At 66.1% G+C, this 25,594-nt stretch carries 26 protein-coding genes; 15 read left to right on the forward strand and 11 right to left on the reverse strand.

Annotated features, from left to right (window positions below; all coding sequences use genetic code 11):
- Positions 1-39 precede the first annotated feature (39 nt).
- The 3 genes from ACSFBF_RS02760 to ACSFBF_RS02770 all read left to right on the forward strand — a co-directional run bounded on the left by ACSFBF_RS02760 (position 40) and on the right by ACSFBF_RS02770 (position 989).
- Positions 40-207, forward strand: coding sequence for a hypothetical protein (locus tag ACSFBF_RS02760; protein ID WP_435464802.1), 168 nt, complete (start codon positions 40-42; stop codon positions 205-207).
- 251 nt (positions 208-458) lie between these two features.
- Positions 459-704 carry a hypothetical protein gene (locus tag ACSFBF_RS02765; RefSeq protein ID WP_435464803.1) on the forward strand — a complete coding sequence of 82 codons (246 nt, stop codon included), beginning with the start codon at positions 459-461 and terminating at the stop codon, positions 702-704.
- Positions 705-989, forward strand: coding sequence for a hypothetical protein (locus tag ACSFBF_RS02770; protein WP_435464804.1), 285 nt, complete (start codon positions 705-707; stop codon positions 987-989).
- A gap of 7 nt (positions 990-996) precedes the next feature.
- Here ACSFBF_RS02770 and ACSFBF_RS02775 read toward each other — a convergent pair whose 3' ends face one another.
- The gene (locus ACSFBF_RS02775; RefSeq protein ID WP_435464805.1) at positions 997-1,737 is read right to left on the reverse strand and encodes a hypothetical protein; all 741 of its coding nucleotides are present in this window, start codon (positions 1,735-1,737) and stop codon (positions 997-999) included.
- A gap of 62 nt (positions 1,738-1,799) precedes the next feature.
- Here ACSFBF_RS02775 and ACSFBF_RS02780 point away from each other — a divergent pair, with 62 nt between their 5' ends.
- Together ACSFBF_RS02780 and ACSFBF_RS02785 are read left to right on the forward strand one after the other, a co-directional pair.
- Complete coding sequence (locus ACSFBF_RS02780) at positions 1,800-2,048, forward strand: alpha/beta fold hydrolase (RefSeq protein ID WP_435464806.1); 249 nt, start codon at positions 1,800-1,802, stop codon at positions 2,046-2,048.
- Positions 2,049-2,076: 28 nt separating this feature from the next.
- The gene (locus tag ACSFBF_RS02785) at positions 2,077-2,280 is read left to right on the forward strand and encodes a hypothetical protein (protein WP_435464807.1); all 204 of its coding nucleotides are present in this window, start codon (positions 2,077-2,079) and stop codon (positions 2,278-2,280) included.
- A gap of 128 nt (positions 2,281-2,408) precedes the next feature.
- On the opposite strand, the gene ACSFBF_RS02790 is transcribed toward ACSFBF_RS02785, so the two are convergent.
- Positions 2,409-3,335, reverse strand: a complete 927-nt coding sequence (locus ACSFBF_RS02790) for a LysR substrate-binding domain-containing protein (protein WP_435464808.1) — start codon at positions 3,333-3,335, stop codon at positions 2,409-2,411.
- Positions 3,336-3,449: 114 nt separating this feature from the next.
- Here ACSFBF_RS02790 and ACSFBF_RS02795 point away from each other — a divergent pair, with 114 nt between their 5' ends.
- Positions 3,450-4,145 carry an FMN-dependent NADH-azoreductase gene (locus ACSFBF_RS02795; protein ID WP_435464809.1) on the forward strand — a complete coding sequence of 232 codons (696 nt, stop codon included), beginning with the start codon at positions 3,450-3,452 and terminating at the stop codon, positions 4,143-4,145.
- A 29-nt stretch (positions 4,146-4,174) separates the two neighbouring features.
- Entirely contained in the window at positions 4,175-4,582 is a 408-nt protein-coding gene (locus ACSFBF_RS02800) for a PaaI family thioesterase (RefSeq protein WP_435464810.1), read from the forward strand.
- Positions 4,583-4,586: 4 nt separating this feature from the next.
- On the opposite strand, the gene ubiG is transcribed toward ACSFBF_RS02800, so the two are convergent.
- Together ubiG and ACSFBF_RS02810 are read right to left on the reverse strand one after the other, a co-directional pair.
- Positions 4,587-5,294 (reverse strand): bifunctional 2-polyprenyl-6-hydroxyphenol methylase/3-demethylubiquinol 3-O-methyltransferase UbiG, encoded by a 708-nt coding sequence (ubiG, locus tag ACSFBF_RS02805; protein ID WP_435464811.1) that lies wholly within the window; start codon positions 5,292-5,294, stop codon positions 4,587-4,589.
- Positions 5,295-5,311: 17 nt separating this feature from the next.
- The gene (locus ACSFBF_RS02810; RefSeq protein ID WP_435464812.1) at positions 5,312-5,695 is read right to left on the reverse strand and encodes a thiol-disulfide oxidoreductase DCC family protein; all 384 of its coding nucleotides are present in this window, start codon (positions 5,693-5,695) and stop codon (positions 5,312-5,314) included.
- 96 nt (positions 5,696-5,791) lie between these two features.
- Here ACSFBF_RS02810 and ACSFBF_RS02815 point away from each other — a divergent pair, with 96 nt between their 5' ends.
- Both ACSFBF_RS02815 and ACSFBF_RS02820 read left to right on the forward strand, forming a co-directional pair.
- Entirely contained in the window at positions 5,792-6,118 is a 327-nt protein-coding gene (locus ACSFBF_RS02815; protein WP_435464813.1) for a metalloregulator ArsR/SmtB family transcription factor, read from the forward strand.
- 187 nt (positions 6,119-6,305) lie between these two features.
- Positions 6,306-9,080, forward strand: a complete 2,775-nt coding sequence (locus ACSFBF_RS02820) for a sensor domain-containing diguanylate cyclase (protein ID WP_435464814.1) — start codon at positions 6,306-6,308, stop codon at positions 9,078-9,080.
- A 16-nt stretch (positions 9,081-9,096) separates the two neighbouring features.
- Here ACSFBF_RS02820 and ACSFBF_RS02825 read toward each other — a convergent pair whose 3' ends face one another.
- Together ACSFBF_RS02825 and ACSFBF_RS02830 are read right to left on the reverse strand one after the other, a co-directional pair.
- Positions 9,097-9,618, reverse strand: a complete 522-nt coding sequence (locus ACSFBF_RS02825; protein WP_435464815.1) for a GNAT family N-acetyltransferase — start codon at positions 9,616-9,618, stop codon at positions 9,097-9,099.
- A 37-nt stretch (positions 9,619-9,655) separates the two neighbouring features.
- On the reverse strand, positions 9,656-10,846 hold the full coding sequence (locus ACSFBF_RS02830) for an MFS transporter (protein WP_435464816.1): 1,191 nt from the start codon (positions 10,844-10,846) through the stop codon (positions 9,656-9,658).
- Between the two features lie 94 nt (positions 10,847-10,940).
- On the opposite strand from ACSFBF_RS02830, the gene ACSFBF_RS02835 reads away from it, so the two are divergent.
- Positions 10,941-11,903 carry a LysR family transcriptional regulator gene (locus ACSFBF_RS02835; RefSeq protein ID WP_435464817.1) on the forward strand — a complete coding sequence of 321 codons (963 nt, stop codon included), beginning with the start codon at positions 10,941-10,943 and terminating at the stop codon, positions 11,901-11,903.
- Here ACSFBF_RS02835 and ACSFBF_RS02840 read toward each other — a convergent pair.
- From ACSFBF_RS02840 to ACSFBF_RS02850, 3 genes are all read right to left on the reverse strand, one after another.
- A complete protein-coding gene (locus ACSFBF_RS02840; protein WP_435464818.1) occupies positions 11,852-12,622 on the reverse strand; it encodes a fumarylacetoacetate hydrolase family protein in 771 nt (256 codons plus the stop codon). The two genes, ACSFBF_RS02835 and ACSFBF_RS02840, sit on opposite strands and share 52 nt — an antisense overlap.
- A gap of 299 nt (positions 12,623-12,921) precedes the next feature.
- Positions 12,922-13,899: a Bug family tripartite tricarboxylate transporter substrate binding protein gene (locus tag ACSFBF_RS02845; RefSeq protein WP_093056860.1), complete on the reverse strand. Its 978-nt coding sequence runs from the start codon at positions 13,897-13,899 to the stop codon at positions 12,922-12,924.
- Between the two features lie 59 nt (positions 13,900-13,958).
- On the reverse strand, positions 13,959-15,200 hold the full coding sequence (locus tag ACSFBF_RS02850; RefSeq protein WP_435464819.1) for a pyridoxal-phosphate-dependent aminotransferase family protein: 1,242 nt from the start codon (positions 15,198-15,200) through the stop codon (positions 13,959-13,961).
- A 121-nt stretch (positions 15,201-15,321) separates the two neighbouring features.
- Between ACSFBF_RS02850 and ACSFBF_RS02855 the strand changes: the two genes are divergently transcribed.
- The 5 genes from ACSFBF_RS02855 (at position 15,322) to ACSFBF_RS02875 (ending at position 23,254) form a co-directional block, all read left to right on the forward strand.
- Positions 15,322-16,014: a GntR family transcriptional regulator gene (locus tag ACSFBF_RS02855; protein ID WP_435464820.1), complete on the forward strand. Its 693-nt coding sequence runs from the start codon at positions 15,322-15,324 to the stop codon at positions 16,012-16,014.
- Positions 16,015-16,048: 34 nt separating this feature from the next.
- Positions 16,049-19,126 carry an FAD-binding and (Fe-S)-binding domain-containing protein gene (locus ACSFBF_RS02860; protein ID WP_435464821.1) on the forward strand — a complete coding sequence of 1,026 codons (3,078 nt, stop codon included), beginning with the start codon at positions 16,049-16,051 and terminating at the stop codon, positions 19,124-19,126.
- A 59-nt stretch (positions 19,127-19,185) separates the two neighbouring features.
- Complete coding sequence (locus tag ACSFBF_RS02865) at positions 19,186-20,412, forward strand: YbfB/YjiJ family MFS transporter (RefSeq protein ID WP_435464822.1); 1,227 nt, start codon at positions 19,186-19,188, stop codon at positions 20,410-20,412.
- On the forward strand, positions 20,409-20,945 hold the full coding sequence (locus ACSFBF_RS02870) for a methylated-DNA--[protein]-cysteine S-methyltransferase (protein WP_435464823.1): 537 nt from the start codon (positions 20,409-20,411) through the stop codon (positions 20,943-20,945). The genes ACSFBF_RS02865 and ACSFBF_RS02870 overlap by 4 nt, the downstream gene beginning before the upstream one ends.
- A gap of 86 nt (positions 20,946-21,031) precedes the next feature.
- Entirely contained in the window at positions 21,032-23,254 is a 2,223-nt protein-coding gene (locus ACSFBF_RS02875; RefSeq protein ID WP_435464824.1) for a DNA/RNA non-specific endonuclease, read from the forward strand.
- Between the two features lie 19 nt (positions 23,255-23,273).
- Here ACSFBF_RS02875 and ACSFBF_RS02880 read toward each other — a convergent pair whose 3' ends face one another.
- Together ACSFBF_RS02880 and ACSFBF_RS02885 are read right to left on the reverse strand one after the other, a co-directional pair.
- Positions 23,274-24,500, reverse strand: coding sequence for an MFS transporter (locus ACSFBF_RS02880; RefSeq protein ID WP_435464825.1), 1,227 nt, complete (start codon positions 24,498-24,500; stop codon positions 23,274-23,276).
- Between the two features lie 57 nt (positions 24,501-24,557).
- Positions 24,558-25,496, reverse strand: coding sequence for a LysR family transcriptional regulator (locus tag ACSFBF_RS02885; RefSeq protein WP_435464826.1), 939 nt, complete (start codon positions 25,494-25,496; stop codon positions 24,558-24,560).
- Between the last annotated feature and the right edge of the window lie 98 nt (positions 25,497-25,594).

Genomic DNA, 25,594 nt, shown 5'->3' on the forward strand with positions numbered 1-25,594 from the left:
ATGCCCTGCGTTCAAAAGTACCAATGGAGGGAAGAAATCATGAAACGTGCAACCGCAATCAAGGCAGGCGCTGTGGCTGCGATCTTGTCGTCGCTGGCTCTGGCTGCCCCGGCTGTCGCAGGACCGTTCACCCAGTGCGGCGACCACTGGCTGTTCTGGAGTGGCTATCAGCTGATCATGGAAGCGATCTTCGACCTCTGCGGCTGAGAGGTGCCTGCGCTGCGCAATGTTTGACATTAGTCAAATATTGCGCAGGTTCGCTGGCTTTTTGCACCGAACCCGCTCTCATGTGCGGTGTGCGCGAATTAATCCCTTAGCCCGATCGGCTGTTCTTCTTAACCTTCCTGTACTTTTTTTGACGAAGGTCAGGAAAGGTCGCGAGCAGTCCACGCTGCCTCGCAACCGCCTGCGCCGGCTAACGAATTACACGCGACATCTTGCGAAGAGGGAGGCTATTCATGCGCACACCGTTCCAACCCGAAACCAGCCCGGACGAGCCTTTGGCGGCCAGGTATGGGCCAGCGTACATGGCATGGTTGTCCGTGCTCCTGTGCATCGTGGCGGCCGTGGCCTTTGTGGTCGTGGCCATCCTCGTTCCGAACATCATTGCGGCATCGATGTTCACGACGGCAGCCATCATGTTCCTGGGCGCCGGCCTGATCCTCGGCTTGAGCATGTGGGTCTTTCCGGACCTTCCCCGCTAGATGGCCTCGCAAGAACCCATGGCGGGTAAATCCGCGACGTCTATTTTTCGAGTTCAGGGCTGGCGGGTGACTCTGGTCGCAGCCTTGATCGGCTTGCTGATCGTGCTGGCTGGGCTCATGAAGTGGATCGTCGAATTCCAGGTCGAGGCGGCACGGGAGCGGCGCTTGAGCGAAGCCGTTGCGCGCGAGGCGGTGGCGCGTTGCCACGAGAAGGCACCGCTTCAGGCGGTCAACGCCTGCCTGGGCGAACTGGCTGCTGCCAGGGCTCTTCACTCCAATCGCTGACGATCAGTCAGTTGGCACTGCGCCATCGTCCGGAGTCCGGGCACACGATGGCCCGTGCACCGTTCAGCCAGACTTGCTCTTCATCCAGCTGCGGCGAGGTCGAAAGATCGATGTCGAAGGCGACTCCCAGTGCGTGCCCGACATGGGCATCCTCGATGGGAAGCTCCCAGGTCAGGAACACCAGGCTGCAATCCCGCTCGGGCGTGAAATCGGCCGCATCGAAGCCGCCGCTGCCACGTTGGATGACGGCATGAGGCTGGCCGGTGTCGAAGATCACCACCGTGCCCCGGGTCAGTGGAATCCGATGACCCGCAGAGGAAAAGTGCAGGTCCAGCCCCTTGTCCTCGCTCATGAAGAGATTGCAGAAGGCCATGCTGCCGTACTGCGCACCGTCGTGGTGGTACTTCGCGCCGCGGCAGGCCATGAGGGCCACGTCGCTGGAGGCAAGCACCTCTGACAGTCCCAGCGTGTGCATCCAGTCGGATACGGCCTGCACGCAGTGTTTGTAGTCGGGCCAACGCGTACGCGCCCGGGCCAGGGGCAATGGCTCGACGTCTCCGGGCTCCAGGAACAGGCGCGAAGAGATCTCGCTTTCCCAATCGGCGAGCAGACGTGCAGGCGGCGCAGGCACGTCGACCGTGCCCGACAGCACGACACTGCTCACGCTTCGGCTGCGGATGGCGTCGCCGCTCCAGAAGTAGGAAGTCAGGATGTCTCCCGCGTGCTGCGGTCGAGGAGGATTGTTCATCGGGGGCAGTGTAGTGAGCGTCACGGCGGCGTCGGTCTGCGTGCCATTGCGCGCCCACACTGTTGTTGATCGGCGACGCGGAGAAGCTTTACGAACCCCAGGCGATGCTGAAGCTGGCGCAGCGTCGGATGCCCGGCCTCGAGGCTGCCATCGTGCTGGGCGCCGACCATATCGCTGCGATGTCGCAGCCAGACGATGTCAATGGCCAGATCATCCGATTCCTGCAAAAGGGAGGGGCGGACAAGAATGGCGGCCGTTGCTGCTTGGAACATACCCTGACGCATATTGAATACCAAAGAGTTAACATTTGAGTTGCCAAGTAGACAAGGAGGAGCCCCCATGGAAACGTACCCAACCCTAAGACAGGCCACAGGCGTGGCCCGCACCCTCAGCAAGCACTCGTCGTGCACCATGGTGGTCTATCGCGTGACAGAGGACAAATTCGTGACCGCGCATGCCGCCGACCGCGTGCAGGGAAGCATCGAGGCCGTGTACCGAGACGGTTATGTCGTGCCGACCCTCCTGAGCAAGCGCGTCGAATGAAAAGAACGCTTGGCACTTCGCCCGGAGCCGGGCCGGGACAGGCCTCCTTCGGGAGGCCTTTTCACTCCTAAGACGAGCTGGGCACGGCCTGCATCAGCAGCGTCAGCGCCTTTCGCAAGCTCGTGACCTCAGCCTGTGGCGGCTTGCGACGCAATCCACTCCCACACGGCTCGGATAGCCGGTTCGTTCTCCCTCCCGTTCGCAACCGCAAGAAAGTAGCTGCCGGTTTCGAGCGCGGGTCCGAAAGGCTGCACCAGCGCGCCGCTGCGAAGCTCCTCGGCCGACAGCGTGAGGCTCAGCAACGCCACGCCATGGCCGGCGAGTGCGGCCAGCATCGCATGCGTCTCGTCGGAAAACGACGGGCCCGAGGCCTTCATCGCACGCCCCCTCGGTGGCGCGATGCCAGCTTCGCGAAACCAGCGCGGCCACACGGCGGGTGCGAGCGCCTGCGGCTGCCAGTCGCAATGGATCAGCTGGTGCTTCGGTAGATCTGCCGCACGCTTCAGGCCCAGCATCGGGCTGCACAACGGCGCGTAGCGCTCGGGCATCAACTCGCGCGACACCAGCCCCGGCCAGTTGCCGCGGCCTGAGCGCACCGCGATATCGGCATCGCCGCGCGCCAGGTCGACCACGGTGTCGCTCGCATGCAGCCGCAGCTCGACCCCGGGGCTGGCCTTGCGGAACGCCTCCATGCGCGGGAGCACCCAGCGCGCGGCGAAGGCGGTGTTGGTGGTGAGGGTGACGGCCTGCGATGCGGCGGGCCGGCGCAGCTTGTCTACACCGGCTTCGAGCACGTCGAAGCCCATGCGCAGGTCGTCGAACAGCCGCTGGCCCGCGGGCGTCAGCGCGAGCTGCCGCGTGAGCCGGCGGAACAGCGGCTGGCCCAGCGTGTCTTCGAGCGCGCGCACCTGGTGGCTGATGGCCGACGGCGTGACCGAGAGTTCGAGCGCCGCGCGCTGAAAGCTCAGGTGCGCGGCCGCGGCCTCGAAGGCGCGCAGCGACAGCAGCGGAGGTAGTCGGCGGGGAGGGCGGATGGATGAGCTTATCTCGTTCATAGGCAGAGAAATCGTCGTTTGTGATGGCAGGCCTGCATCCATAGATTCAAGGCCTGCGCGCCATTCTGGCAGCGCGGAATGAAAGACATCCATTCATCCATCAAGACCATCACCATGAACCTCCTTCACATCGATGCCAGCGCCCGTCCGGGCCGCTCCGACACCGACCTCCACGGCTCGCACACGCGGCGCCTTTCCGCGCGTTTTGTCGAGCGCTGGCGCAAGGCGCGTCCCGACGACCGCATCGACTACCTCGACGTGGGACAGCGTCCGCCCGCGCACGTTGACGGCCGATGGATCCATGCGGCCTTCACGCCGCCGGCCGCGCGCGAGCCGTGGATGGCCGACGTGCTCGCCGAGAGCGACCGCCTGGTCGATCAGCTCATTGCAGCCGACGTCGTCGTGGTCGGCTTGCCCATGTACAACTTCAGCGTGCCCGCGCAGTTCAAGGCCTGGATCGACAACATCGTGCGCGTGGGCCGCACCTTCGGCTTCGACCGTTCGCGCGGCGCAGTGCCGTACTGGCCGCTGCTGGCGGACGCGGGCAAGCGCGTGGTGTTGCTCGGCGCGCGCGGCGACCACGGCTATGACGCGGGCGGGCGCATCGCGCACCTCAACCATACGGAGGGCAGCGTGCGTTCGGTGCTCGGTTACATCGGCATCACGGATGTGTTCGAGGCGGCGGTGGAGTCTGATGAGTTCGGCGGCGAGCAGCTCGCGCAGTCGATGCGGCGCGCGGAGCAGCACGTGGATGAGCTCGTCGACACGTTGGCTGCTACTGACACCACGCTGTCAGCAGCCACCGCATAGGATTTTTCGCTCCACTTCCGGAACGAAAAATGATCCCCGGCCCTTTGCTTGAGCGCTTCCCCCGCCCGCCCACCGCCGAGCTTTTCAGCCAGCGCGTGCTCGGATTCGACAAGGAAAAGGGAACGATCCGCCTGAGCTTCGTGGCCACCGATGCGTTCCTCAACCCCGCGGGCGCGGTGCAGGGCGGCATCCTCGTAGCGATGCTCGACGACACGATGGGGCCGGCGTTGTGGGTCATGAATGGCGAAGAGACTTACTCCGTCACCATCGACCTCAGCGTGTCCTTTCTGGCCGCCGCGAAGCCTGGCCTGCTGTATGGCGAAGGCAGGGTCGTGCAGCGCGGCAAGACCATCGCTTTTCTCGAGGCGCAACTGAGCGATCCGACTGGGCACATCGTGGCGCGCTCCACGGCCAGCGCGCGTGTCGTGAAGGCCTGACGGCTCAATCCTTCTTCTGCATCGCAAGCAGATAGCCCACGCGCAGCGAACGGTGGAGCCTGAAGTTGCGGGTGAGCGGGTTGTAGCCCAGGCCGCGCTGGTCCCGCAGCACGAGGCCGGCGCTGGCGGCCGCGCTCTTGAGTTCGTCCGGGCGGATGAGCTTGCGGTAATCGTGCGTGCCGCGCGGCAGGATGCGCAGCACCTGCTCCGCGCCGAAGATTGCAATCAGCCATGCCCACGGCGTGCGGTTGATGGTGGAGAAAAAGACCCAGCCTCCCGGCTTCGCCATGCGAGCACAGGCGTCGATCACGGCTACTGGCGACGGCACGTGTTCGAGCATCTCCATGCACGTGATGACATCGAACTTTGCCTCGTTGCCAATGGCCAGGTCTTCGGCGAAAATTGCCTGATAGGTCACGCTTGCCGCGCTGCTGCGTGCATGAAGCGTTGCGACCTTCAGCGGCTTGTCGGCTAGGTCGATGCCGAGCACGTCCGCGCCGCGGTGCGCCATCGACTCGGCCAGGATGCCGCCGCCACAACCGACGTCGAGCACCTTGCGGTCACTCAGCGGGCTGAGCTTGTCGATCCAGTCCAGCCGCAGCGGATTGATCTCGTGCAGGGGGCGGAATTCAGACTGCGGGTCCCACCACCGGTCGGCCAGGGCCTGGAATCTGGCCAGTTCGGCGGGGTCGAAGTTGGATGCTGCGCTCATGGATTCTTCTCCTTGGTTTACCAATGACCCCGCGACCGGTTCCAGCGGTAGAGCTGGTGCGCGAAGAGGTTGTAGAGCCAGGCGCCGAGCGTTCGCAGCCCGGGCCACTGAAGCGGCCTTGCCAGCCAGCGCCATCGCGGAGCAAGGGCCAGCACGCCGGCGATGGCGTCGGCGCCGATGCGCGTGGCGCCCGAGGTGTCGACGAGGTGCAGGCGTTCGCGCACGTCTTCAAGCCGCAGGCCCAGCGGTTCGAGCACTTCCGGGCGGGTGTGCACGTCGATCCACTCGACGCTTGCGTCCGGCGTTTTCTCGCGCATGGCGCAGACGCCGGCATCGCAGACAGGACAGGCGCTGTTGTAGTAGACAACCGTACGCGGGGGAGGGGCGGTGGGTGCTTGCATGTCGTCGGCTCCAGTTCGGGTCATTCTGCCATTCATTTAGCTAAATGGCTAAATAACTAATTAGAGAATTGCCTACTCGCGAGCTAAACTGAACCGATGGAAAAAGTTTTCGAAGCGCTTGCCTCCACGCCGCGGCGCAAGATCCTGGCGTACCTGTCGGAGACCGAACTCTCGGCCGGCGACATTGCCTCGCGCTTCGATATGACCAAGCCTTCGCTCTCCAAGCATCTGAAGATCCTCGAAGGCGCGGGGCTGGTAAAAGCCGAGAAGCGCGGCCAGTTCGTGTTCTACAGCCTGCAGCGCGAGAGCCTGGCCAGCACACTGACCGGCTTCGTGCAGGCGGTCTGTCCGGTGTCGAAGGCGCTGAAGAAAGAAAGCCGCGCCCTGGCCAGCAAACGCTCGGCGGATTCCTCGGGCACCTGACACGGCGCCCCTCGCTGTCTCTTTCCCCGGGAGGCAAAGAAAAGTACAGCAAAGGAATTCATTTTTCCGCCGTGCCACGCGGTTGGCCGGAGCCTGTGTCCCGGAGTCTTTCTCTCCGCGCGCGGAACACACCGATACTCTGCCCGGAAACTCTCCGCCGGCAACGTACCGGCTCCGAACAAGTTCAATGACTCCAACAGGCTTCTCGAAAATCCGCTTCGGTTTGCACACGCGCCTGAGCCTCGGCGTGGCGGCAGTGGTTCTGCTGGCCACCTTCGCAATCGCCACCTTCGCCCTGCATCTGGTCAAGAGCAACATGCGCGCCTCGATCGCGACCGAGGAGGTCGCCCGCGTGGGTGCCATCGCGGATGCGATCGACCAGAAATTCGGCAGCCGCCGGATCTTGCTGCAAACCTTCGGCGGCAGCGTGGAAGCGCAGGACCTCCAGGGCGCCGCGCTGCAGGCCTTTCTCGAGAAGCATGGCTCGCTGCGCAAGGCTTTCGACAACGTTGCGTTCGTCGACATGGACGGCAACCTGGTGGCCAACCTGAACGGCGTGCAGGCGATCGGCAAGGTGAACGTGAAGGACCGGGCTTACTTCCAGCAGACGGTCGCCTCCAAGGCCGGCCTCGTGTCCGAGCCCTACCGCAACCGCCTCAACGGGCTGGCACAGGTGGCCATCACCGAGCCGGTGCTCGACAACACGGGGCAGGTGAGGTTCGTGATCTCCGGCGCCATCAACCTGAAGGACCGGAACATCCTGGGCACGCTCGGCGACATCAGGTTCGGCAAGACCGGCTACCTGTTCGTGACGACCGTGGACGGCATCGTCGTCGACCATCCGCAGACTTCGCGCATCCTGAACCAGGTCCAGGCGGATGGCGGCGGCAATGCCGAGATCCTGCGCGCGATGGCCGGTTTCCAGGGCTCGAGCGAGGGCATCAACGATGCCGGCATGCCCGCCCTCTATGCCTTCGACCGCACCGAGCAGACGAACTGGATCGTCGGCGCCATGTACCCGCGCAGCGAGGCCTTCGCGAGCATCGATGCCATCGAGCGCGGTGCATTGTTCGGGGCGATGGCGCTCGCGCTGTTCGCGGGCGCGCTGGCCCTGGGCGTGGCACGCCGGCAGCTGAAGCCGCTGTCGGCGCTGCACAGGCACATGCAATACACCCAGGAGGCTCCCACCGAGACCGCAGCGGCGCGCACGTACGCCCCCGACGAAATCGGCGATCTCGCGCGCACTTTCGACGAGCTGATGGCGCAGCGGCGCGCCATCGAGCTCAGCCTTGCGCGCAGCGAGGCACAGGTGCGCACCATTGCCGACAACATCCCGGCGATGGTTTCGCATGTAGACGCATCGCTGCGCTACACCTTCGTCAACGCGCACGTGCGAGCCCTGCACAACAACGCAGCGCTGGTAGGGCGCCTGATGCCCGAGGTGCGCGGCGCCGCAGACTTTGCGGTCGTGGAGCCGCACTTCATGCGCGCGCTGGCGGGTGAGACGGTGATCCTCGAGAAGTCGGGCGATCCGGCACTGGGCATCGGCAACCGCACCTTCAAGGCCCACTACATTCCCGACGTCGATGCCGACGGCGTGGTGTGCGGCGTGTTCTCGATGACCTTCGACATCACCGAAGAAGTGAACATCCGCCGGGCCCTGACCGAGCAGGAAAAGCTGCTGCGCGACGTAACCGACAGCATTCCGGCGCTGGTCGGCTATTTCGACCGCGAGCAGAACTGCCTGTTCGCCAACATCCGGGCGCGGCAGATGGCGGGCCTCAGCGAAGGCGCACCGCTGCAGGGCACGACCATGCGTTCGGCCCTCGGCAGGGCGGTGTACGCGCAGCACAAGCCCTACCTTCCCGTGCTGTTCTCCGGCAAGAAAGTGCGCTTTCCGGTGCGTGCACCCATCCACGGCAGGGAGGGGTACTTCCAGGTCAACCTGATACCGGACAAGAACCTGCGCGGCGAGGTCGTGGGCTTCTACCTGATGTCTTTCAACATCACGGCACTGAAAGAGGCGGAGCTGCGCCAGGCCGAGAGCGAACTGCGCCTGCGCGCCATCACCGACAACATGCCGGCGCTGATCACCTACATCGACCGCGAGGAGAGGATCACCTTCGCCAACGCCACCAGCCGCGAATGGCTCGGGCTCGATCCGGTCCAGGTGCTGGGGCGCCACGTGCAGGAGGTGTCGGGCCGCGATGTGTACCTGTCGCGCCAGCCGATGCTCGCCCGGGCGCTGTCCGGCGAGCGGGTGGAGTTCGAGACCAGCACTCATCGCGCGGGGTTCGACCGCATCACTCAGGTGATCTACGTGCCCGACGTGCGCGCCGATGGGGCGACGCACGGTATCTTCTCGCTGGCGCTCGACATCACGGCGCTGAAGGTGGTGGAGCACAAGCTCATCGAGCTGGCACGGCTCGACACGCTCACTGGCCTGCCCAACCGGCTGGCGTTCAACGAATACTTGCCCGAGGCGGTGCTGCGCGGGCAACTCACGGGCCATGCAATGGCGCTGATGTTCCTCGACATCGACCACTTCAAAGCCATCAACGACACGATGGGCCACGCAGTAGGCGATGCGGTGCTGGCCGAGTACGCACGGCGGCTGCTGGGCTGCGTGCGCGGCACCGACATGGTGGCCCGGCTGGCCGGCGACGAGTTCGTGCTGGTGCTCGAAGGCCTGAATGCACCGGGCACCGCGGCCACCGTGGCGGCCAAGATGGTGGAAAGCATCCGCACGCCGTCCTTCGTGGTGGACGGCCAGCGCATCGAGGTAACGACCAGCATCGGCATCGCGTATCACCGCGCGGCCGATTCTTCCGTCACCGCCGAAGAACTGCTGGCGCGGGCCGACGTCGCGCTCTACAACGCCAAGGCGGCGGGGCGGAACCGGTTCGAGTTCTTCATGCCGATGGAAGAGGCGCGCAGCGATTCGCCTACGCGGCAGCACTGATGATTCTGGCGGCCACTCATGGCCGGCCCAGCACGTGGTTCTCGTGGCGGTCTTCGCCCAGTGCGAACCAGGTCGTGCCCTTTCTGGCGAACCCGTGCTTCTCGTAGAAGCCGCACGCTCTTTGGTTCTGGACGTTGACCGTCAGCCACAGGGCATCGCTGCCCGTCCGGTCGCGCACCGTGGCGCGGGCCTTGTCGAGCAGCGCGGAGCCCACGCCCAAGCGGGTGAACGGCTCCTGCACGTAGAGCGTGCAGAGCTCGGTGCTGGCGGAGGGAACGAGGGCCTGCCGCGCGCCGAAGCGCAGGCGCGCATAGCCGACGAGATGTGTGTCGGCCTCGGCGACGATCAAGGCAGTGTCTGCGTCGTTCATCCACGCGATGAACGCGGCCGGCGTGAACTCATCGAGCACATAACGCGCGAGCAGATCGTTCACGCCTTCGGTCGCGTAGGTGGCGAGCCAGACCTGAATTGACAACGCCGCCAACGCTGGAGCGTCGGCGGCGATGGCGGGGCGGGTGGTGAGAGGAGCGTTGCGCATGCGGGATTCTGCAATCCCTTCACTCCCTGGAAGAGGATCAGACCCGCGCCGAAGCGCAATCCCCCAGTGCATTGCGCGGTTCGCGCCGGTCGAGCGATCGGCTCCACAGCGCGATGGCCAGCCCCACCAGCGTGAGCAGCGCCGCCACCCAACCCAGCGCGCGCAGCCCCGGGCCATGGTCGATCACCACACCGCCAACCCAGGCGCCGAGTGCGTTGCCGAGATTGAAGGCCGCAATGTTCAAGCTCGAGGCGAGGTTCTGGCCCGCGCCCGAGGCCTTCTCCAGCACCCGCAACTGCATCGGCGCCACAGTGGCAAACGAGGCCACGCCGAGCAGGCCGACGAACACCACCGCGGTGAACGGCGTGCCGATGGTGAACTGCATCGCGCCGAGCACCACAGCCAACGCCACCAGCGTGCCAAGCACGGCGGCCATCGGCGCGCGGTCGGCCAGCTTGCCGCCGAGGATGTTGCCGACCGCAAGGCCGCCGCCGAACACCAGCAAGATCGGCGACACGGCCGACTCCGAAAGCCCGGTGACCTGCGTGAGCAGCGGCTGGATGTAGGTGAACACCACGAACACGCCGGCAAAGCCGAGCACCGTCATCGCCAGGCCGAGCAGCACCTGCGGGCGTGCCAGCACGGCCAGCTCTTCGCGCAACGGCGCTGGCTTGGTTTCGCCCTTGACGCGCGGCACGAACACCGCGAGCACCGTGAAGGCCAGCACGCCGATCAGCGTCACGGCCCAGAAGGCCGAGCGCCAACCGAACTGCAGGCCCAGCCAGGCGCCGGCCGGCACGCCGAGCAGCGTGGCGGCGGTCAGGCCGGTGAACATGATCGCGATGGCCGAGGCGCGGCGTTCGGGCGCCACTAAGCCGGTGGCCACCACCGAGCCGACACCGAAGAAAGTGCCGTGTGCCAGCGAGGTGATGACGCGCGCGGCCATCAGCATTTCGTAGTTGGGCGCCACGGCACAGGCGAGATTGCCGAGCGTGAAGATCGCCATGAGCGCCAGCAGCACGGTCTTGCGCGGCAGCTTGCGGGTGGCAATGGTGAGCACCGGCGCGCCGACCGCGACCCCGAGCGCATAGCCCGAAATCAGCAGGCCTGCGGCCGTGATGGAGACATGAAGATCCGTCGAGACCTGCAGCAGCAGGCCCATGATGACGAACTCGGTGGTGCCTATACCGAAGGCACCGGCGGTGAGGGCGAGTAGAGCGATTGGCATGATGCCCTGTACTGTGCGGACGAAATGCGTCTATGACTAGAATGCCGCTAGTACACATACTTGTGAGTTGAACTCACAGATTGGAAGAAGAGCCATGCCGCGCATCGACGTCAACCGCTCCGGCGAGATGGAAGCTTTCGTGCAGGTGGTCGAGTCCGGCGGCTTTTCGGCGGCGGCGCGCCTGCTGGGCATGACGCCCTCGGCCGTGAGCAAGCTGGTGGCGCGGCTCGAACTGCGCCTGGGCATCCAGCTGGTGCACCGCTCCACGCGCAAGCTGCAGCTCACGCCCGAAGGCACGGAGTTCTACGAACGCAGCCTGCGCGTGCTGGCCGACATGGACGAGGCCGAGCGCTGTGCGGCGGCCGGCGCGGCGCCACGTGGGCGGGTGAGCATCAATGCCAGCGTCTCGTTCGGCCACCACAAGCTGGTGCCTCTGGTGCCGCGCCTGCTCGAGCAGCATCCGCAGATCACGCTCGACATCGCACTGACCGATCGCATCGTCGACCTGATGGACGAGCGCGCCGACATCGCGATCCGCTGGGGCCAGTTGCCGTCGTCCGACCTCGTGGCGCGGCGGCTGGGCGAGACCAGCCAGGCCATCGTTGCCGCGCCGGACTACCTGGCGAAGTACGGTACGCCACGCACGCCGCAGGAGCTGGAGGCACACAACCGCCTTGGCTGGAGCTACCGGCGCAACTCGCCCGACTGGCCGCTGCGTGTCGATGGCCGCATGGTGTGGCTGCCGGTGGCCGGCCCGGTACGCGCGGGGGACGGTGAAACGCTGCGGCAGCTGGCCATCGCGGGGGCAGGGGTGGCGCGGCTGTCGCTGTATCACATCCAGCACGACATCGACGCAGGCCGGCTGATACCTCTGCTCGATGAATTCAACGCCGGCGAGATCGAGCCGATCCACGCGGTGTACATCGGCAAGGCCGGCACGCTGCCCGCGCGGGTGCGGGCAGTGCTCGACTTTCTGGTGGCTTGCTCGGGAGTAGGCGGCGGGCGCTACACGGTCAAGCGGACGGCGCCGATGCCGGGGAATTCCGCCGTCACCTGATCGCCGCGTCGGCAGGGCAGGATGCCGACCCACGAACCGGTGGTGACTACCGTGCCGGCGGGCACGGTTTGCCCGTGGCGCGTGAGGTGGCGCAGCCAGATCGGCAGCAGCCAGGTGGGGTCGGCCAGCGGATGCGTGCCTTCGCGCACCACCGTCTCGGCGTCGCCGATCTTCGCTTCGCAGTGCTGCGAGGCCCAGTCGACGGCGGCGTAGGGCTTCCACTCGCCGAGAACAAGAGCGCCGTGCACTTGCGAATCGGCGAGGCGGAGCAGGGCGGGCGTCGAGGCGAGGTCTTGCCAGCGCGTGTCGACGATCTCGACGGAGACGGTCATGGCATCGACGAGTGATACGGAGTTCGCGTGATCGAGCTTCGCAGCCTGCGCGGGTGTCACGTCCTGGCCGAGACGCAAGGCGATTTCGGCCTCGATGCCGGGCGTGTTGAACACGAGGTCGCTGAAGTTTGCGGGGCTTTGCCGCACACCGGAAGGCGGCAGCGGCGCATGCGTGAGCGTCGCGCTGCGGGAGCCGCCACCGGATTTCCAGGTGCCCGGTACTGGGCGACCGTCGAACCAGCCGAGTGCGGCCGCGACGGCGTCTTGCATCTCATAGGCTTGCGTGTCGGTTTCGAGCGTGCCGAGCCAGGGCGTGGCGTCGAGGGTGCGATTGCCGCGGCGTGCGGCTACGAGTGCATCGGTGAGGGCGGTCTGGGATGGGGTCATGTTTTCTATCTTCTCAGTTTCCGTTCGGGGCTTTTTGTTCGGGGTGCGTGCGAATGACACCGGGTACTCCCCTCCGCGAATGTCCCCCGCCTGCGGCTCCTCCTTTATTTCGCTGCGGGGAGTACCCGGTGCCATTCGCACATGGACGCGGCTGTGGTGCTGGCCGATCAATCAGTGCTCTGAACGATCACGTCGATGGTGTGCTCTGCGCAGCGAAATAAAGGAGGAGGCCGAAGGCCGGGGGACATTCGCGGAGCAGAGCACGCCGTCGGCGTGATCGCACCCCAAACAACGTACGTTCAGCTTTCGACGTGAACGTTGCCGTCCTTGACAACCTTCGCCCACTTGGCGATCTCCGTACTGATGAACTGCCTGAACTTGTCCTGCGAACCACCGCCGTCCTCCGCGCCGTAGGTGTCCATTCGCTCCTGCACATCGGGCATTGCCAGCACAGTGTTCACGTCGCGATTGACCTTCTGAGCAATGGAAGCCGGCAGCTTGCCCGGTCCGGCGAGCCCGTACCAAGTGGTTGCCTCGAAGCCAGCAAAGCCTTGCTCCTGCATCGTCGGCACGTTCGGATGGCCCTTGGCGCGCTTGGTGCGTGTTTGCGCCACGGCGATCACGCGACCGTTCTTCACGTGCGGCGTAGCGGCCGTCATGGTCTCGAAGCTGTACTGGATCTGCCCGCCCATCAGGTCTGCCAGCAGCGGGCCGCTGCCCTTGTAGGGCACGTGCAGCGCATCGACACCGCCCTGCAGCTTGAACATCTCCAGCGCCAGATGTTGTGCCGAGCCCGCGCCGGCCGAGCCGAAGCTGATGGTGCCGGGAGCGGCCTTGCAGGCGGACACGATGTCTTTCACCGTCAGTGCCTTCTGCCCCGGGTTGGCGATCAGCAGGTTGGGCGTGACGCCCACCAGCACGATCGGCACGAAGTCGCGCTCCACGTTGTAGCGCAGCTTGGGCTGCAGGCTGGGCGCGAGCGCATGGCTGTTGATGTGGGCCATCAGCAGCGTGCTGCCGTCGCTCGGCTGCTGCGCCACGTAGTCGGCCGCGAGCACGCCGGCCACGCCGCCCTTGTTCTCCACGATGACCTGCTGGCCCCACATGATGGTGAGCTTCTGCGCGACCACGCGCGCCAGCGCATCGGTGCCGCCGCCCGGAGGAAAGCCGACCACGATGCGCACGGGCCCCGAGGGCCACTCCTGCGCGAAGAGCCGGGGCACGCCCAGTGTGGCGGCCGCGGCGCCTGCGGCCTGGATCAACGAACGTCTCTGCATCTTCTTGGTCTCCGTCGTGGGTGGGAATGGTCCGATGCGCGCCGGTGGCTGCTGCGTGCCTATGCGGCTTTTTGCAGCGCGGCCGGTGCCGTATGGTTCGCGAAATGGTCCATCGCAGCATGCACACCGCTGCCGGCCAGCTTGATGCCCGAGAGCTTCATGCCCATCTCGACGCCCGCGACCATGGCCACCAGCGTCAGGTCGTTGCTGTCGCCCAGATGGCCCATGCGGAACATGCGGCCCTTGAGCTTGCCGAGGCCGGTGCCAAGCGAAAGATCGAAGCGCTGGTGGATCAGGCGGCGCAGCGCGTCGGCATCGATGCCTTCGGGTGTGATCACGCCGGTGAGTACGGGCGAGTACACGGCCGGGTCGGCGCACTGGATCGGCAGGCCCCACGCATTGACGGCCGCGCGCACGCCGGCGGCCCAACGCTGGTGGCGCGCGAACACGTTGTCGAGGCCTTCGCCGAGGATCATGTCGAGCGATTCGGAGAGGCCGTAGAGCAGGTTGGTATTGGGCGTGTAGGGCCAGTAGCCGTCCTTGTTCATCTCGACGATCTCGTCCCAGGCCCAGAAGGCGCGCGGCAGCTTGGCGCTCTTCGATGCCTCGAGTGCGCGCGGCGAGAGCGCGTTGAAGCTGATGCCTGGCGGCAGCATCAGGCCCTTCTGCGAGCCGCTGATGGTCACGTCCACGCCCCATTCGTCATGACGGAAATCGGCGCTGGCAAGGCCCGAGATGCTGTCGACCATCAGCAGGGCGGGGTGGCCCGCAGCGTCGATGGCCTTGCGCACGGAGGCGATGTCGGAGGTGACGCCGGTGGAGGTCTCGTTGTGCACCACGCACACGGCCTTGATCTTCTTTTCGGTGTCCTTGCGCAGGCGGGCTTCGATGAGCTCGGCCTGCACGCCGCGGCGCCAGCTGGGCGCGTTGGGCAGCTGCGCGTCGGTGCCCGCCCACGAGAGGAACTCGGTCGAGAGGCCCAGGCGCGTGGCCATCTTCTGCCACAGCGAGGCGAAGTGGCCGGTTTCGTACATGAGCACGTGGTCGCCGGGGCTCAGCGTGTTGGCGAGCGCGGCCTCCCAGGCGCCGGTGCCCGAGGCGGGGTAGATAGCGACGGGGTGCTTCGTCTTGAACACCTGCTTGATGCCGCCGAGCACCTTCAAACCCAGCGTGCCGAACTCGGGCCCGCGATGGTCGATGGTGGGCAGGCTCATGGCCCGCAGGATGCGGTCGGGCACCGGGCTGGGGCCGGGAATCTGGAGGAAATGGCGGCCGGTGGGATGGATGTCGAGTTGCAGCATGGACTGTCCTTTCGCATTCAGTTTTGCATTCAAAATGCTTTTTTGTTTGATGGTTTACCCTGATTCACTTGGGTTGTGAGCCTTCTTTTTTGCATTCAAAATGCAATCAAGAGACAAAGCCATGACAGCCGACATCATCGAAATTTCCAGACTCTCCCTGCACGACCAGGTGGCCGCGCGCTTGCGCACCATGCTGGTCGAAGGGCTCATCGCACCCGGCGCCAAGCTCAACGAGCGCGAGCTGTGCCTGCAGTTGCGCGTGTCGCGCACGCCGCTGCGCGAGGCCATCAAGTTGCTCGCGGCCGAAGGGCTGGTCGACCTGTTGCCCAACCGAGGCGCGGTGGCGGTGAAGCTCACCGAGGCCGATGTGCTCGACACCTTCGAAGTGCTCGCGATGCTCGAGGGCATGTCGGGCGAGCTGGCCGCCAAGCGCATCACCGACGAAGAGCTGGCCGAGGTGCGCGCGCTGCACTACGAAATGCTGGCCTGCTTCTCGCGGCGCGATCTCTCGGGCTACTACCGCCTGAATGCGCGCATCCACACTGCCATCAACGAGGCTGCAGCGAACCCGGTGCTGTCGAACACCTACCGCTCCATCAACGCCCGCGTGCAGTCGCTGCGCTTTCGCACCAACCAGAACGAGACGAAGTGGAAGCACGCCGTCGAAGAGCACGAACAGATGATCGATGCGCTGGCCAAACGCGATGCCGCGGCCATGCGCAAGGTGCTCGTGGCGCACGTGCTGCGCAAGCGCGACACCGTGCTGGAGCTGCTGCGCGCCGGCGAAATCTATCCCTCGGCCAAGTCGAGCTGAGCTTCCCGACCTGCCAAAAGAAAAACACCCCACCATGCGCATCGATCCCGCCAGCCACATGCAGCCAGCCGGAACCGTTCTTCCGCCCAACGACACCTGCGAGCTGCTCGCGCGCCGCCTGCGCTCCGACACGCAGGGCGAGGTGCTGTTCGACGACGGCTCGCGCGGGCGCTACGCCACCGACGCGTCGATCTACCAGATCACGCCCGTCGGCGCCTTCGTGCCGACGAACGAGAGCGACATTGCCACCGCCATCGACATCGCCCGCGACCTGAAGGTGCCGGTACTCGCGCGCGGAGGCGGCACCAGCCAGTGCGGGCAAACCACCGGCGCGGCGCTGGTGATCGACAACAGCAAGCACTTTCGCCGCGTGCTCGACGTGAATGTGGAAGAGGGCACGGCCACGGTCGAGCCCGGCCTCGTGCTCGACCACCTGAACGCGCAGCTCAAGCCGCACGGCCTCTGGTATCCGGTGGATGTGTCGACCAGCGCGCAGGCCACGTTGGGCGGCATGGCAGGCAACAACTCCTGCGGTTCGCGTTCCATCGCCTACGGCAACATGGTGCACAACGTGCTGGGCGCGAGTGCATGGTTGTCGAGCGGCGAGCTGGTGGAGTTCGGAACGGTCGGCACGATGGGCGTGCGCGCGGCCGGCATCGCGCAGTTCTTGCGCGGGCTGGCGCGCCAGCACCGCGAGCAGATCACCGAGCACTGGCCCAAGGTAATGCGCCGCGTGGCGGGCTACAACCTCGACATCTTCGACAACCAGAGCGAACGGCCGTACACGGCGGACGGCAGCGTGAACCTTGCGCACCTGCTGATCGGCTCCGAAGGCACGCTGGCCTACACCAAGAGCCTGAAGCTCAAGCTCGCGCCGCTGCCGCGCGCCAAGGTGCTGGGCATCGTCAACTTCCCGACCTTCCATGCCGCGATGGACGCGGCGCAGCACATCGTGAAGCTGGGGCCGACGGCGGTGGAGCTGGTCGACCGCACGATGATCGAGCTGAGCCTTGCCAACCCGGCCTTCAAGCCGACGGTGGAGACTGCGTTGATCGGCAAGCCGGCGGCCATCCTGCTGGTGGAGTTTTCTGGTTCGGACAAGGCCGCGCTGCTGCCGCAGCTCAAGCAGCTCGTCGAACTGATGGGCGACCTCGGTCTGCCCGGCAGCGTGGTCGAGATGCCCGACGACGCGCGGCAGAAGAACCTGTGGGAGGTGCGCAAGGCCGGCCTCAACATCATGATGAGCCTGAAGGGCGACGGCAAACCCGTGAGCTTCATCGAAGACTGCGCCGTGCCGCTGGAGCACCTGGCCGAATACACCGACGCGCTGACCGAAGTGTTCGCCCGGCATGGCAGCCGCGGCACCTGGTACGCGCACGCCTCGGTCGGCACGCTGCATGTGCGGCCGATTCTCGATATGCGCGCGGACGGCGCCGCCAAGATGCGCTCCATTGCCGAAGAGGCGAGCGCGCTGGTGCGCAAGTACAAGGGCGCTTTCAGCGGCGAGCACGGCGACGGCCTGTGCCGCGGCGAGTGGATCGAATGGCAGTTCGGCCCGGCCATCAACGAGGCCTTCCGTGCCATCAAGCGCAAGCTCGACCCGATCGGCCTGTTCAACCCCGGCAAGATCATCGACCCGCCGCGCATGGACGACGGCGCGCTGTTCCGCTTTGCGCCGCCGACCGCGCCCAAGCCCTACCGCCGCATCGAGCTCAAGCCCGTGCTCGACTGGTCGGGCTGGAACGTCAACGCCGACCCGGTGACCGAGGTAACGACCGCGCCCGGCACCGGCGGCGACAGCACCGGCGGCCTCGCCAAGGCCGTGGAGATGTGCAACAACAACGGCCACTGCAGAAAGTTCGATGCCGGCACCATGTGCCCCAGCTACCGCGTGACTCGTGACGAGCAGCACCTGACACGCGGCCGTGCCAACACGTTGCGACTGGCGCTGTCAGGGCAGCTCGGCCCCGATGCCTTCACCAGCGAGGCCATGCACGACACCATGGACCTGTGCGTCGGCTGCAAGGGCTGCAAGCGCGACTGCCCCACGGGCGTGGACATGGCGAAGATGAAGGTCGAGTTTCTCGACCATTACAAGAAGCGCCACGGCCACACGCTGAAAGACAGGCTCGTGGCCAACCTGCCCGACTACGCGCACAAGGCCAGCCGCATGCCATGGCTGCTGAACCTGCGCAACAGCGTGCCCGGCGCCGCATGGCTCGGCGAGAAGCTGCTGGGCTTCTCGGCCAAACGCTCGCTGCCCGAATGGCGCAGCGACACCTTCTGGCGCGGCAAGGCCAACGAGCCCGGCCTGTTCGTCGAACGCGACGTGGCGCTGTCTATCGCGCGGCGCGGCGGCAAGGCGGCGGTGCTGTTCGTTGATACCTTCAACGGCACCTTCGAGAGCGAGAACGCCTTTGCGGCAGCGCGCGTGCTGCAGGCGGCGGGCTATGTGCTGCACACGGTCGAGAAGAGCGGCGGGCACCATTGCTGCGGTCGTACCTTCCTGGCGAGCGGCATGGTCGCGCAGGCCAAGGAAAAGGCAGAAGCGCTGATCGATGCGCTGGTGCCGCTGGCGCGGGCCGGTGTGCCCATCGTCGGGCTGGAGCCATCGTGCCTGCTCACGCTGCGCGACGAAGCGCTGGTGATGGGTTTCGGCGAAAAGGCCGAGATGGTGGCGAAGCACGCGCTGCTGTTCGAAGAGTTCATCGCGCGCGAGATCAAGCTGGGCCGCTTCGAGCTGGCGCTGAAGCCCGCAGAGGTGCCGATCCTGCTGCACGGCCATTGCCACCAGAAGGCCTTCGGCGCTGTGAGCCCGGTGATGGAGGTGCTGAAGCTCATTCCCGGCGCACAGCCCGAGCTCATCGAAAGCTCTTGCTGCGGCATGGCCGGCAGCTTCGGCTACGAGGCCAGCCATTTCGAGGTGTCGATGCAGATGGCCGAGGCCAGCCTGCTGCCGGCCATTCGCGCGAAGCCCGGCGCCATCGTGGTGGCCGACGGCACCAGCTGCCGCCACCAGATCGAGGACGGCGCGCAGCGCGAAGCGGTGCACGTGGCGGTGCTGCTGGAGCGGCATTTGCTGCACACCGACCCGGTGCCTGACGCGGGTTGACCGGCGCGCGAGGGCAGGGCGGCGCCACCTGCCGCAGAATAGGCCAGCCGCCCGCCCAGATGTCGACGACGCTCACTTCTTCTGCCATCCCCACGCAGCCCACGCTGCGCCTTGCATTCGCGCTGTCGATGGGCGCGGCGGTTTCGCTCGGCATCACCCGCTTCGCATACGCATTGCTGCTGCCGCCCATGCGTGCAGACCTTGGCTGGAGCTATGCGCTGGCTGGCGGCATGAACACAGCGAACGCGGTCGGCTACCTGGCTGGTGCGTTGATCACGCCGATGCTGATGCGGCGCTTCGGCACGACGCGGCTGCTGGTGGTCGGCGCGGTGCTGGCCAGTGTGTTCATGGCGGGCAGCGGCTTCGTGACCGATGCGCCGGCCTTGCTGCTTCAGCGCCTGCTGGCCGGGGTGGCGAGCGCATGGGTGTTCGTGGCGGGCGGGTTGCTTGCGGCGCGACTCGGCGAGGCAGGGTCTTCGCGCGGTGGGCTGCTGCTTGGCATCTACTACGGTGGCACCGGCTTCGGCATCCTGCTGTCCGCGCTGCTCGTGCCGCAGGTGCTGCGGGCGGCATCGGGCGTGCCGCACGGATGGGCCTGGGCGTGGTGGGCGCTGGCGTTGGCGAGCGTAGCGGCCACCTGCCTGCTGGCCTGGGCCGGCCGCGCGATGCCTGACAGGCCGGCGCCAACGGCAGCGGCCGCTTCGGCGGACACTGCGCCGCCAGTCGCATTGCATCGCTTCGGCTGGGCGCTCGCCGGCTATGCTTTGTTCGGCATGGGCTACATCGGCTACATGACTTTCGTGATCGCGCTGCTGCGCGAGCAGGGCGCGAGCGCTTCTTTTGTCACGCTGTTCTATTCCTTGCTGGGCATTGCCTGCGTGGCATCGTCGCGGCTGTGGGCCGGGCTGCTCGACCGCTACCGCGGCGGGCAACCACAGGCGCTGCTGAACGGGCTGCTCGGCGTGGCGACGCTGCTGCCGGTGCTTAGCGTGTCGGCGCCGGTTGCATTGGCTTCTGGTGTGTTGTTCGGCGCGGTGTTCCTGTCGGTGGTGGCTTCGACCACCGCGCTGGTGCGCCACAACCTGCCGTCGTCGCGCTGGGCGCAGGGCATCAGCATGTTCACCATCGTTTTTGCGTTCGGGCAGATCGTCGGGCCCACTGTCACCGGCTGGATTTCCGACGGCCCGGGTGGGCTGGCGCGGGGGCTGGTGGCTTCGGCGATGGCCCTTTGGCTCGGTGCTGTGCTGGCGTCGCGCCAGCATTCGCTACAGGAGACATCGTCATGACGGGCTTTGCGTTGTTCGAAACTTCCATTGGCATGTGCGCCCTGGCATGGGGACCGTGCGGATTGGTCGGCGTGCAACTGCCTGCCGACAATGGCGAGGCAGCCACGCGCTCGCGCATGAAGCAACGCTTTCCGGACCTGAATGAAAGCCCGCCGAGCGAGGCGGCGCAACGCGCCATCACTGCCATCCAGGGCCTGCTGCAGGGCGTGCACGACGACCTGAGCCACATCGAACTCGACATGCGCGGCGTGTCGGAGTTTCACCAGCGCATCTACGCGATTGCGCGGCGCATTCCGCCAGGGCAGACGCGCACCTACGGCGAGATCGCCGAAGAACTGGGCGACAAGGGCCTGTCGCGTGCCGTGGGCCAGGCCATGGGCCACAACCCGTTCGCGCCCGTGGTGCCGTGCCACCGCGTGCTGGCCGCGGGCAACAAGCCTGGCGGTTTCTCCGCAGGCGGTGGTGCGCTGACAAAGCTGCGCATGCTCGACATAGAGGACGCGCGGCCGAACGGGATGGCGTCGCTGTTCTAGTACGTACGGCATCCCTCGAATGGGGGATGTAGAAGCGCCAGCAAACACGCACAGTTGCAACCCTCACGGGACGAGGGAGGCGTGGCGTGCAACTCTGGCTTGAGCAAATCGAGAAGGCGCGAGAGCGAAGCGAAGGCATTGACCTGCGCTCTCTTGCCGACTATGCGAGAGACAAGACTCCGCGCGAACTGAGCACGCCAAAGCAGCTCGATGACCGCAGGAGCTTCTTGCGTGAGAGCCTTGGCGACGATGAGAAGTCTGCCGTCGCGTACGAGCGAATCATCTCCGGCAGCGAGATACAGGACGTCAACTACCTGGCTCGTGGCGCGCGGGCCGCAAAGGCGGTCAGCCGCATCCTGATCAGGGACACGGCAGGGCGGCTTGTCGCCTATGGCACCGGGTTCCTGATAGCGCCGAACGTGCTCATCACGAACAACCATGTTCTGCCGTCCATCGAGTCCTGTCGCCGCTCGGAAGCCCAGTTCGAATTCGAACTCGACATCGACGGCGCCGTACTCAACCCCACCACCTACAGCCTTCAGGCGCAGGAACTCTTCTTCACTTCGAAAGACCTCGACTTCACCGTCGTGGCAGTCACCTCCAGCTCGACAGTGGGAGATGGCCAGCTCGAACACTACGGATTCCTGCCACTCGTAGGCGCCACCGGCAAGGCATCGGACGGTGAGTGGCTCACCATCATCCAGCACCCCAACGGCGACCGCAAACAGGTGTGCGTGCGCGAGAACAAGCTTCTGAAGCGCACGGACGACGTGCTCTGGTATTCGACTGATACCCTCGGAGGATCTTCCGGGTCTCCGGTCTTCAGCAACGACTGGTACGTCGTCGCGCTCCACCACAGTGGCGTACCGGATGAAAGAGATGGGCGAACGCAAACCATCTCCGGCCGAGACTACGACCCCGCAAAAGACGGCGAGCAAGACATCAAGTGGATTGCCAACGAAGGCATCCGCGTTTCTCGCATCGTCGAAACGCTCCAGGCAGCCCTTTCCGCGCATCCGTTGCTCCAGCCAGTCTTCGGCGCCACGCCGGAGAACTCGCGGCTGATGCTTCCTTCCGTTGACCTGCTGCAGTCGACGGCGACCCATGCTCCCGGAGGCCTGCCGCCTCCCGCTGCGCCCCCTCAAACCCCAACCCGGAAGACGACCATGAACGACATGCAATCTGGTGGAAGAAGGACCCTCACGGTCACGCTCGGCATCGAATCGGATGGAAGCGTCTCCGTCCTTCGATCCGGTCCCGCTGCCCGAGAGTCGCAAAGCGTTTTCGAAGAAGCTGCACGCGCCAAGGCGAAGAAAACTGCCCCCGCCATCGACGTGCCCTTCAACGCGAAGTACGACGATCGCAAAGGCTTCGACACCGGGTTCCTCGCACCGGGCAAGCCCGATATGTCAGTCCATCTGCCGCTGCTCGGCAAGGCTCTTGCGAAGGAGACCGTAGAGCTGGTGGACGGGGCCCCGGGCGAGAACGTGCTGAACTATCACGGCTACAGCCTGGTGATGCACAAGGCAAGGCGGCTGGCTCTCTACTCGGCTGCCAACGTCGACTTCAGCGGCCGGTTCGAACTGGCCCGGCCGGCGGACGTGTGGAGGCAGGACCCACGGATTCCCGCAAGCGCACAGCTGACCAACTTCTACTACGAGAACAACCAGTTCGACCGGGGCCATCTGACGCGCCGCGAAGACATGGAATACGGAGCCACCCGCCTGGCCGCGCTCACCACTGCGGCGGATACCTGCCATTGGAGCAACTGCACGCCCCAGCATTCCAAATTCAATCAGAACAAGGAGCTTTGGCAGGGCATCGAACGCCACATCTTCGAGGACGCGATCAAGCTCGACAAGTTCAGGGCGCAGGTCATCACGGGCCCCATCCTCGAAGAAAGCGACCCGGTCTGGGACAAGTATCCGAAGATCCAGTACCCGGTTCGCTTCTGGAAAGTCGTCGCGGCGATCACGGCAAGCGGCAAGCTGTTTGCCACGGCCTACATCCTCGATCAGTCCGGCGTGATCGAGGAATTTGGCATCGAGGCTGCACGCGAGATTCCGTTCGACGCGTACAAGACCTTCCAGGTCCAGATCAATGAAGTCGAGCGGCTCACCGGACTCAGCTTCACGGGTGGTCCGGCCAGGAGAGTGTTTTCCCTTTCCACGGTCGATCCGCTCGCCAAGAAGCCTGTAAGAAAGCCCACCAGAGTTCGTGCGCAGGAGTCCGCCCTGGTTGACGCACCGGATGGCTGGCTCCCGCTCGACTCGCTGGAGTCGATGGTTCTTCCCGACCTGCAGGAGTAGACGGAGCTTCAGCCGCGGCTCAGATGGCCGGCACCGGCAACCGGTGCAGCCCCGCGATGCGCGACGCGAAGATGATCGCGGCCTGCAGAGCGAACCCGGCCAGCGCCAGCAGCAGGCACGCCGGCTCGCCCCAGGCCGCACCGACCAGGCCGCCGAGCGCTGCGCCGATGGGCCGTGCTCCTGCGTTGATCGTAAGGAACACGGCTGACACGCGGCCCAGCATCGTCGAAGCCGTCACGCTCTGGCGCAGCGTGGTTGAGGTAATGACCCAGACCATCGGCCCTGCGCCGAACAGGAAGAACGAGAGCGCGGCCAGCGCGGCGGTCGGCACCAGGAGCGTGGCTGCCATCGTCGCTGCTGCAACAACCGCGACCGCGGGACCGACCTGGATCGCACGGCCGAACGGCAGACGTGCCACAACGCGCGGCGTGAGCAGTGCGCCGACGACCATGCCCGCACCGTACATCGCCAGCGTGAAGCCCACCGCCTGCGCGCCCAGGCCGAGCACCCGCACCGCATAGGGCACATACCCGGCCTGCAGCACGAACCACGAGATGTTGAAGACGGCACCGGTCATCAGCATCGGCCGCAGCATGTCGTGTTGCCAGACGAAGCGCGCGCCGTCGCGCACTTCGAGCAGTGGATGCCGTCCGGAGGCGGGTGCGCGCGGCGCTTCGGTCAATCGCAGCAGCAGGCCCACGGCCGCCACCGACAGCACGGCCGCCAGCACGAACGCGGCCGGTGCGCCAGCCCACGCCACCAGTGCGCCCGCAAGCGCAGGGCCGGCGGTGAACGCTGCACTGCGCGCCAGTTCGAGCCGCCCGTTGGCCATTGCCAGTGCCTCGCGCGGCACGAGCGCCGGCACCAGTGCGGGCGCCGCAACGCTGAAGCCCACGGTGCCAACAGCACCCAGAAAACCGAGCACGGCCAGCCAGCCGATGCTGAGCTTCGACGCGAACACCATCGCCAGCAGCATCAGCAGCGACACCGCTCGCAGCCCCTCGGCCCACACCATCAACCGCCGCCGCGACATGCGGTCCGCGAGCAAACCCATGGGCATCGAGACCAGCAGGAAGGGCAGCGTCTGCACCGCCGCGAGAAAGCCGATTTCGCCGGGGCCGGCACCGAGCGCCAGCACGGCGACCAGCGGCACGGCCGCAAGGCTCAGCTGTTCGGCGGACTGCGCGGCGAGGTTGGACCACGCGAGGTTCAGGAAGGAGCGAGGAAGCGGTGTTGTATGGGTCATGTCCTCATCGTGCGATCGGAGGGCCTATGTCGCTGGCCGTTTCCGGACGCGCGAGCATCAGCGCCGCGGCTTCGGCTTCGATGCAGGCGAAGGCGCGGGCGAGACGACCTCCATCACGAAATCGATGAACGCGCGCACCTTCGCGGCCGGCAGGTGGCGCGACGGATAGAGCGCATAGAGCGGAAGCCGCTCGTCGGGCCAGTCGGGAAACAGATCGACCAGCTCGCCGCCGTCGAGTTGCGGCTGGATGCCCACGGCCTTGATCTGCGCCACGCAGATGCCGGCGAGCACCGTCTCCAGCACGGTGCCCGGGTCGGTGAGCAGCAGCCGTCCCGTGGCTGGCACCTTCACGAGCTTGCGTCCGCGCTGGAACTCCCACGAATAGGGCTGCCCCGTGGCCGGGTTGCGCACCTGCAGGCAGGCATGGCCGGCGAGATCCGCCGGCTTCGCGGGGTGGCCATGCCGCGCCAGGTAGGCCGGCGTGGCCACGGTGACCACGCGCGAGTCCATCAGCTTGCGGGCCACCAGCGACGACGACGGCGGCTCGCCAAAGCGCACGGCAATGTCGAAGCCCTCGGCCACCAGGTCGCCGAGCTGGTCGCGCGCGATCAGCTCCAACGTGAGCTCGGGGTACAGCGCAAGAAAGCGCGGCAGGTGCCGCGCCAGCAGCAGGCGCGAGGTGAATGCGTCGGTGTTCACGCGCAGGCGCCCGCGCACCGCGCCGGATGCGCCCGAGGCGATGGTCACTGCGTCCTCGATGCCGAGCACCAGCGGATTGATGTTGGCGTAGAGCAGCCGGCCCTCGTCGGTGAGGTTCAGCGAACGGGTCGTGCGGTCGAACAGCCGCACGCCGATGCGGCCCTCGAGCCGGGCGATGGCGCGGCTCACGCCGGAGGGCGTGAGGCCGAGCGCGTTGGCGGCGCTGGCGAAGCTGCCACCTTCGACCACGGCGGCCAACACGCTGACGTTGGAGAGAAGGCGTCCGTCGAGGGTCATGTGAGAGTCGGTTTTTTATTCGTGATCAGGTGTCATGAATGATATGCCTTGAGATCGCTTTACTCAAAGATGAAGCGTTTCTACGATTCGCCCCATCG

It is taken from the genome of Variovorax nivicola (assembly GCF_051216475.1).
Taxonomy (GTDB): domain Bacteria; phylum Pseudomonadota; class Gammaproteobacteria; order Burkholderiales; family Burkholderiaceae_C; genus Variovorax.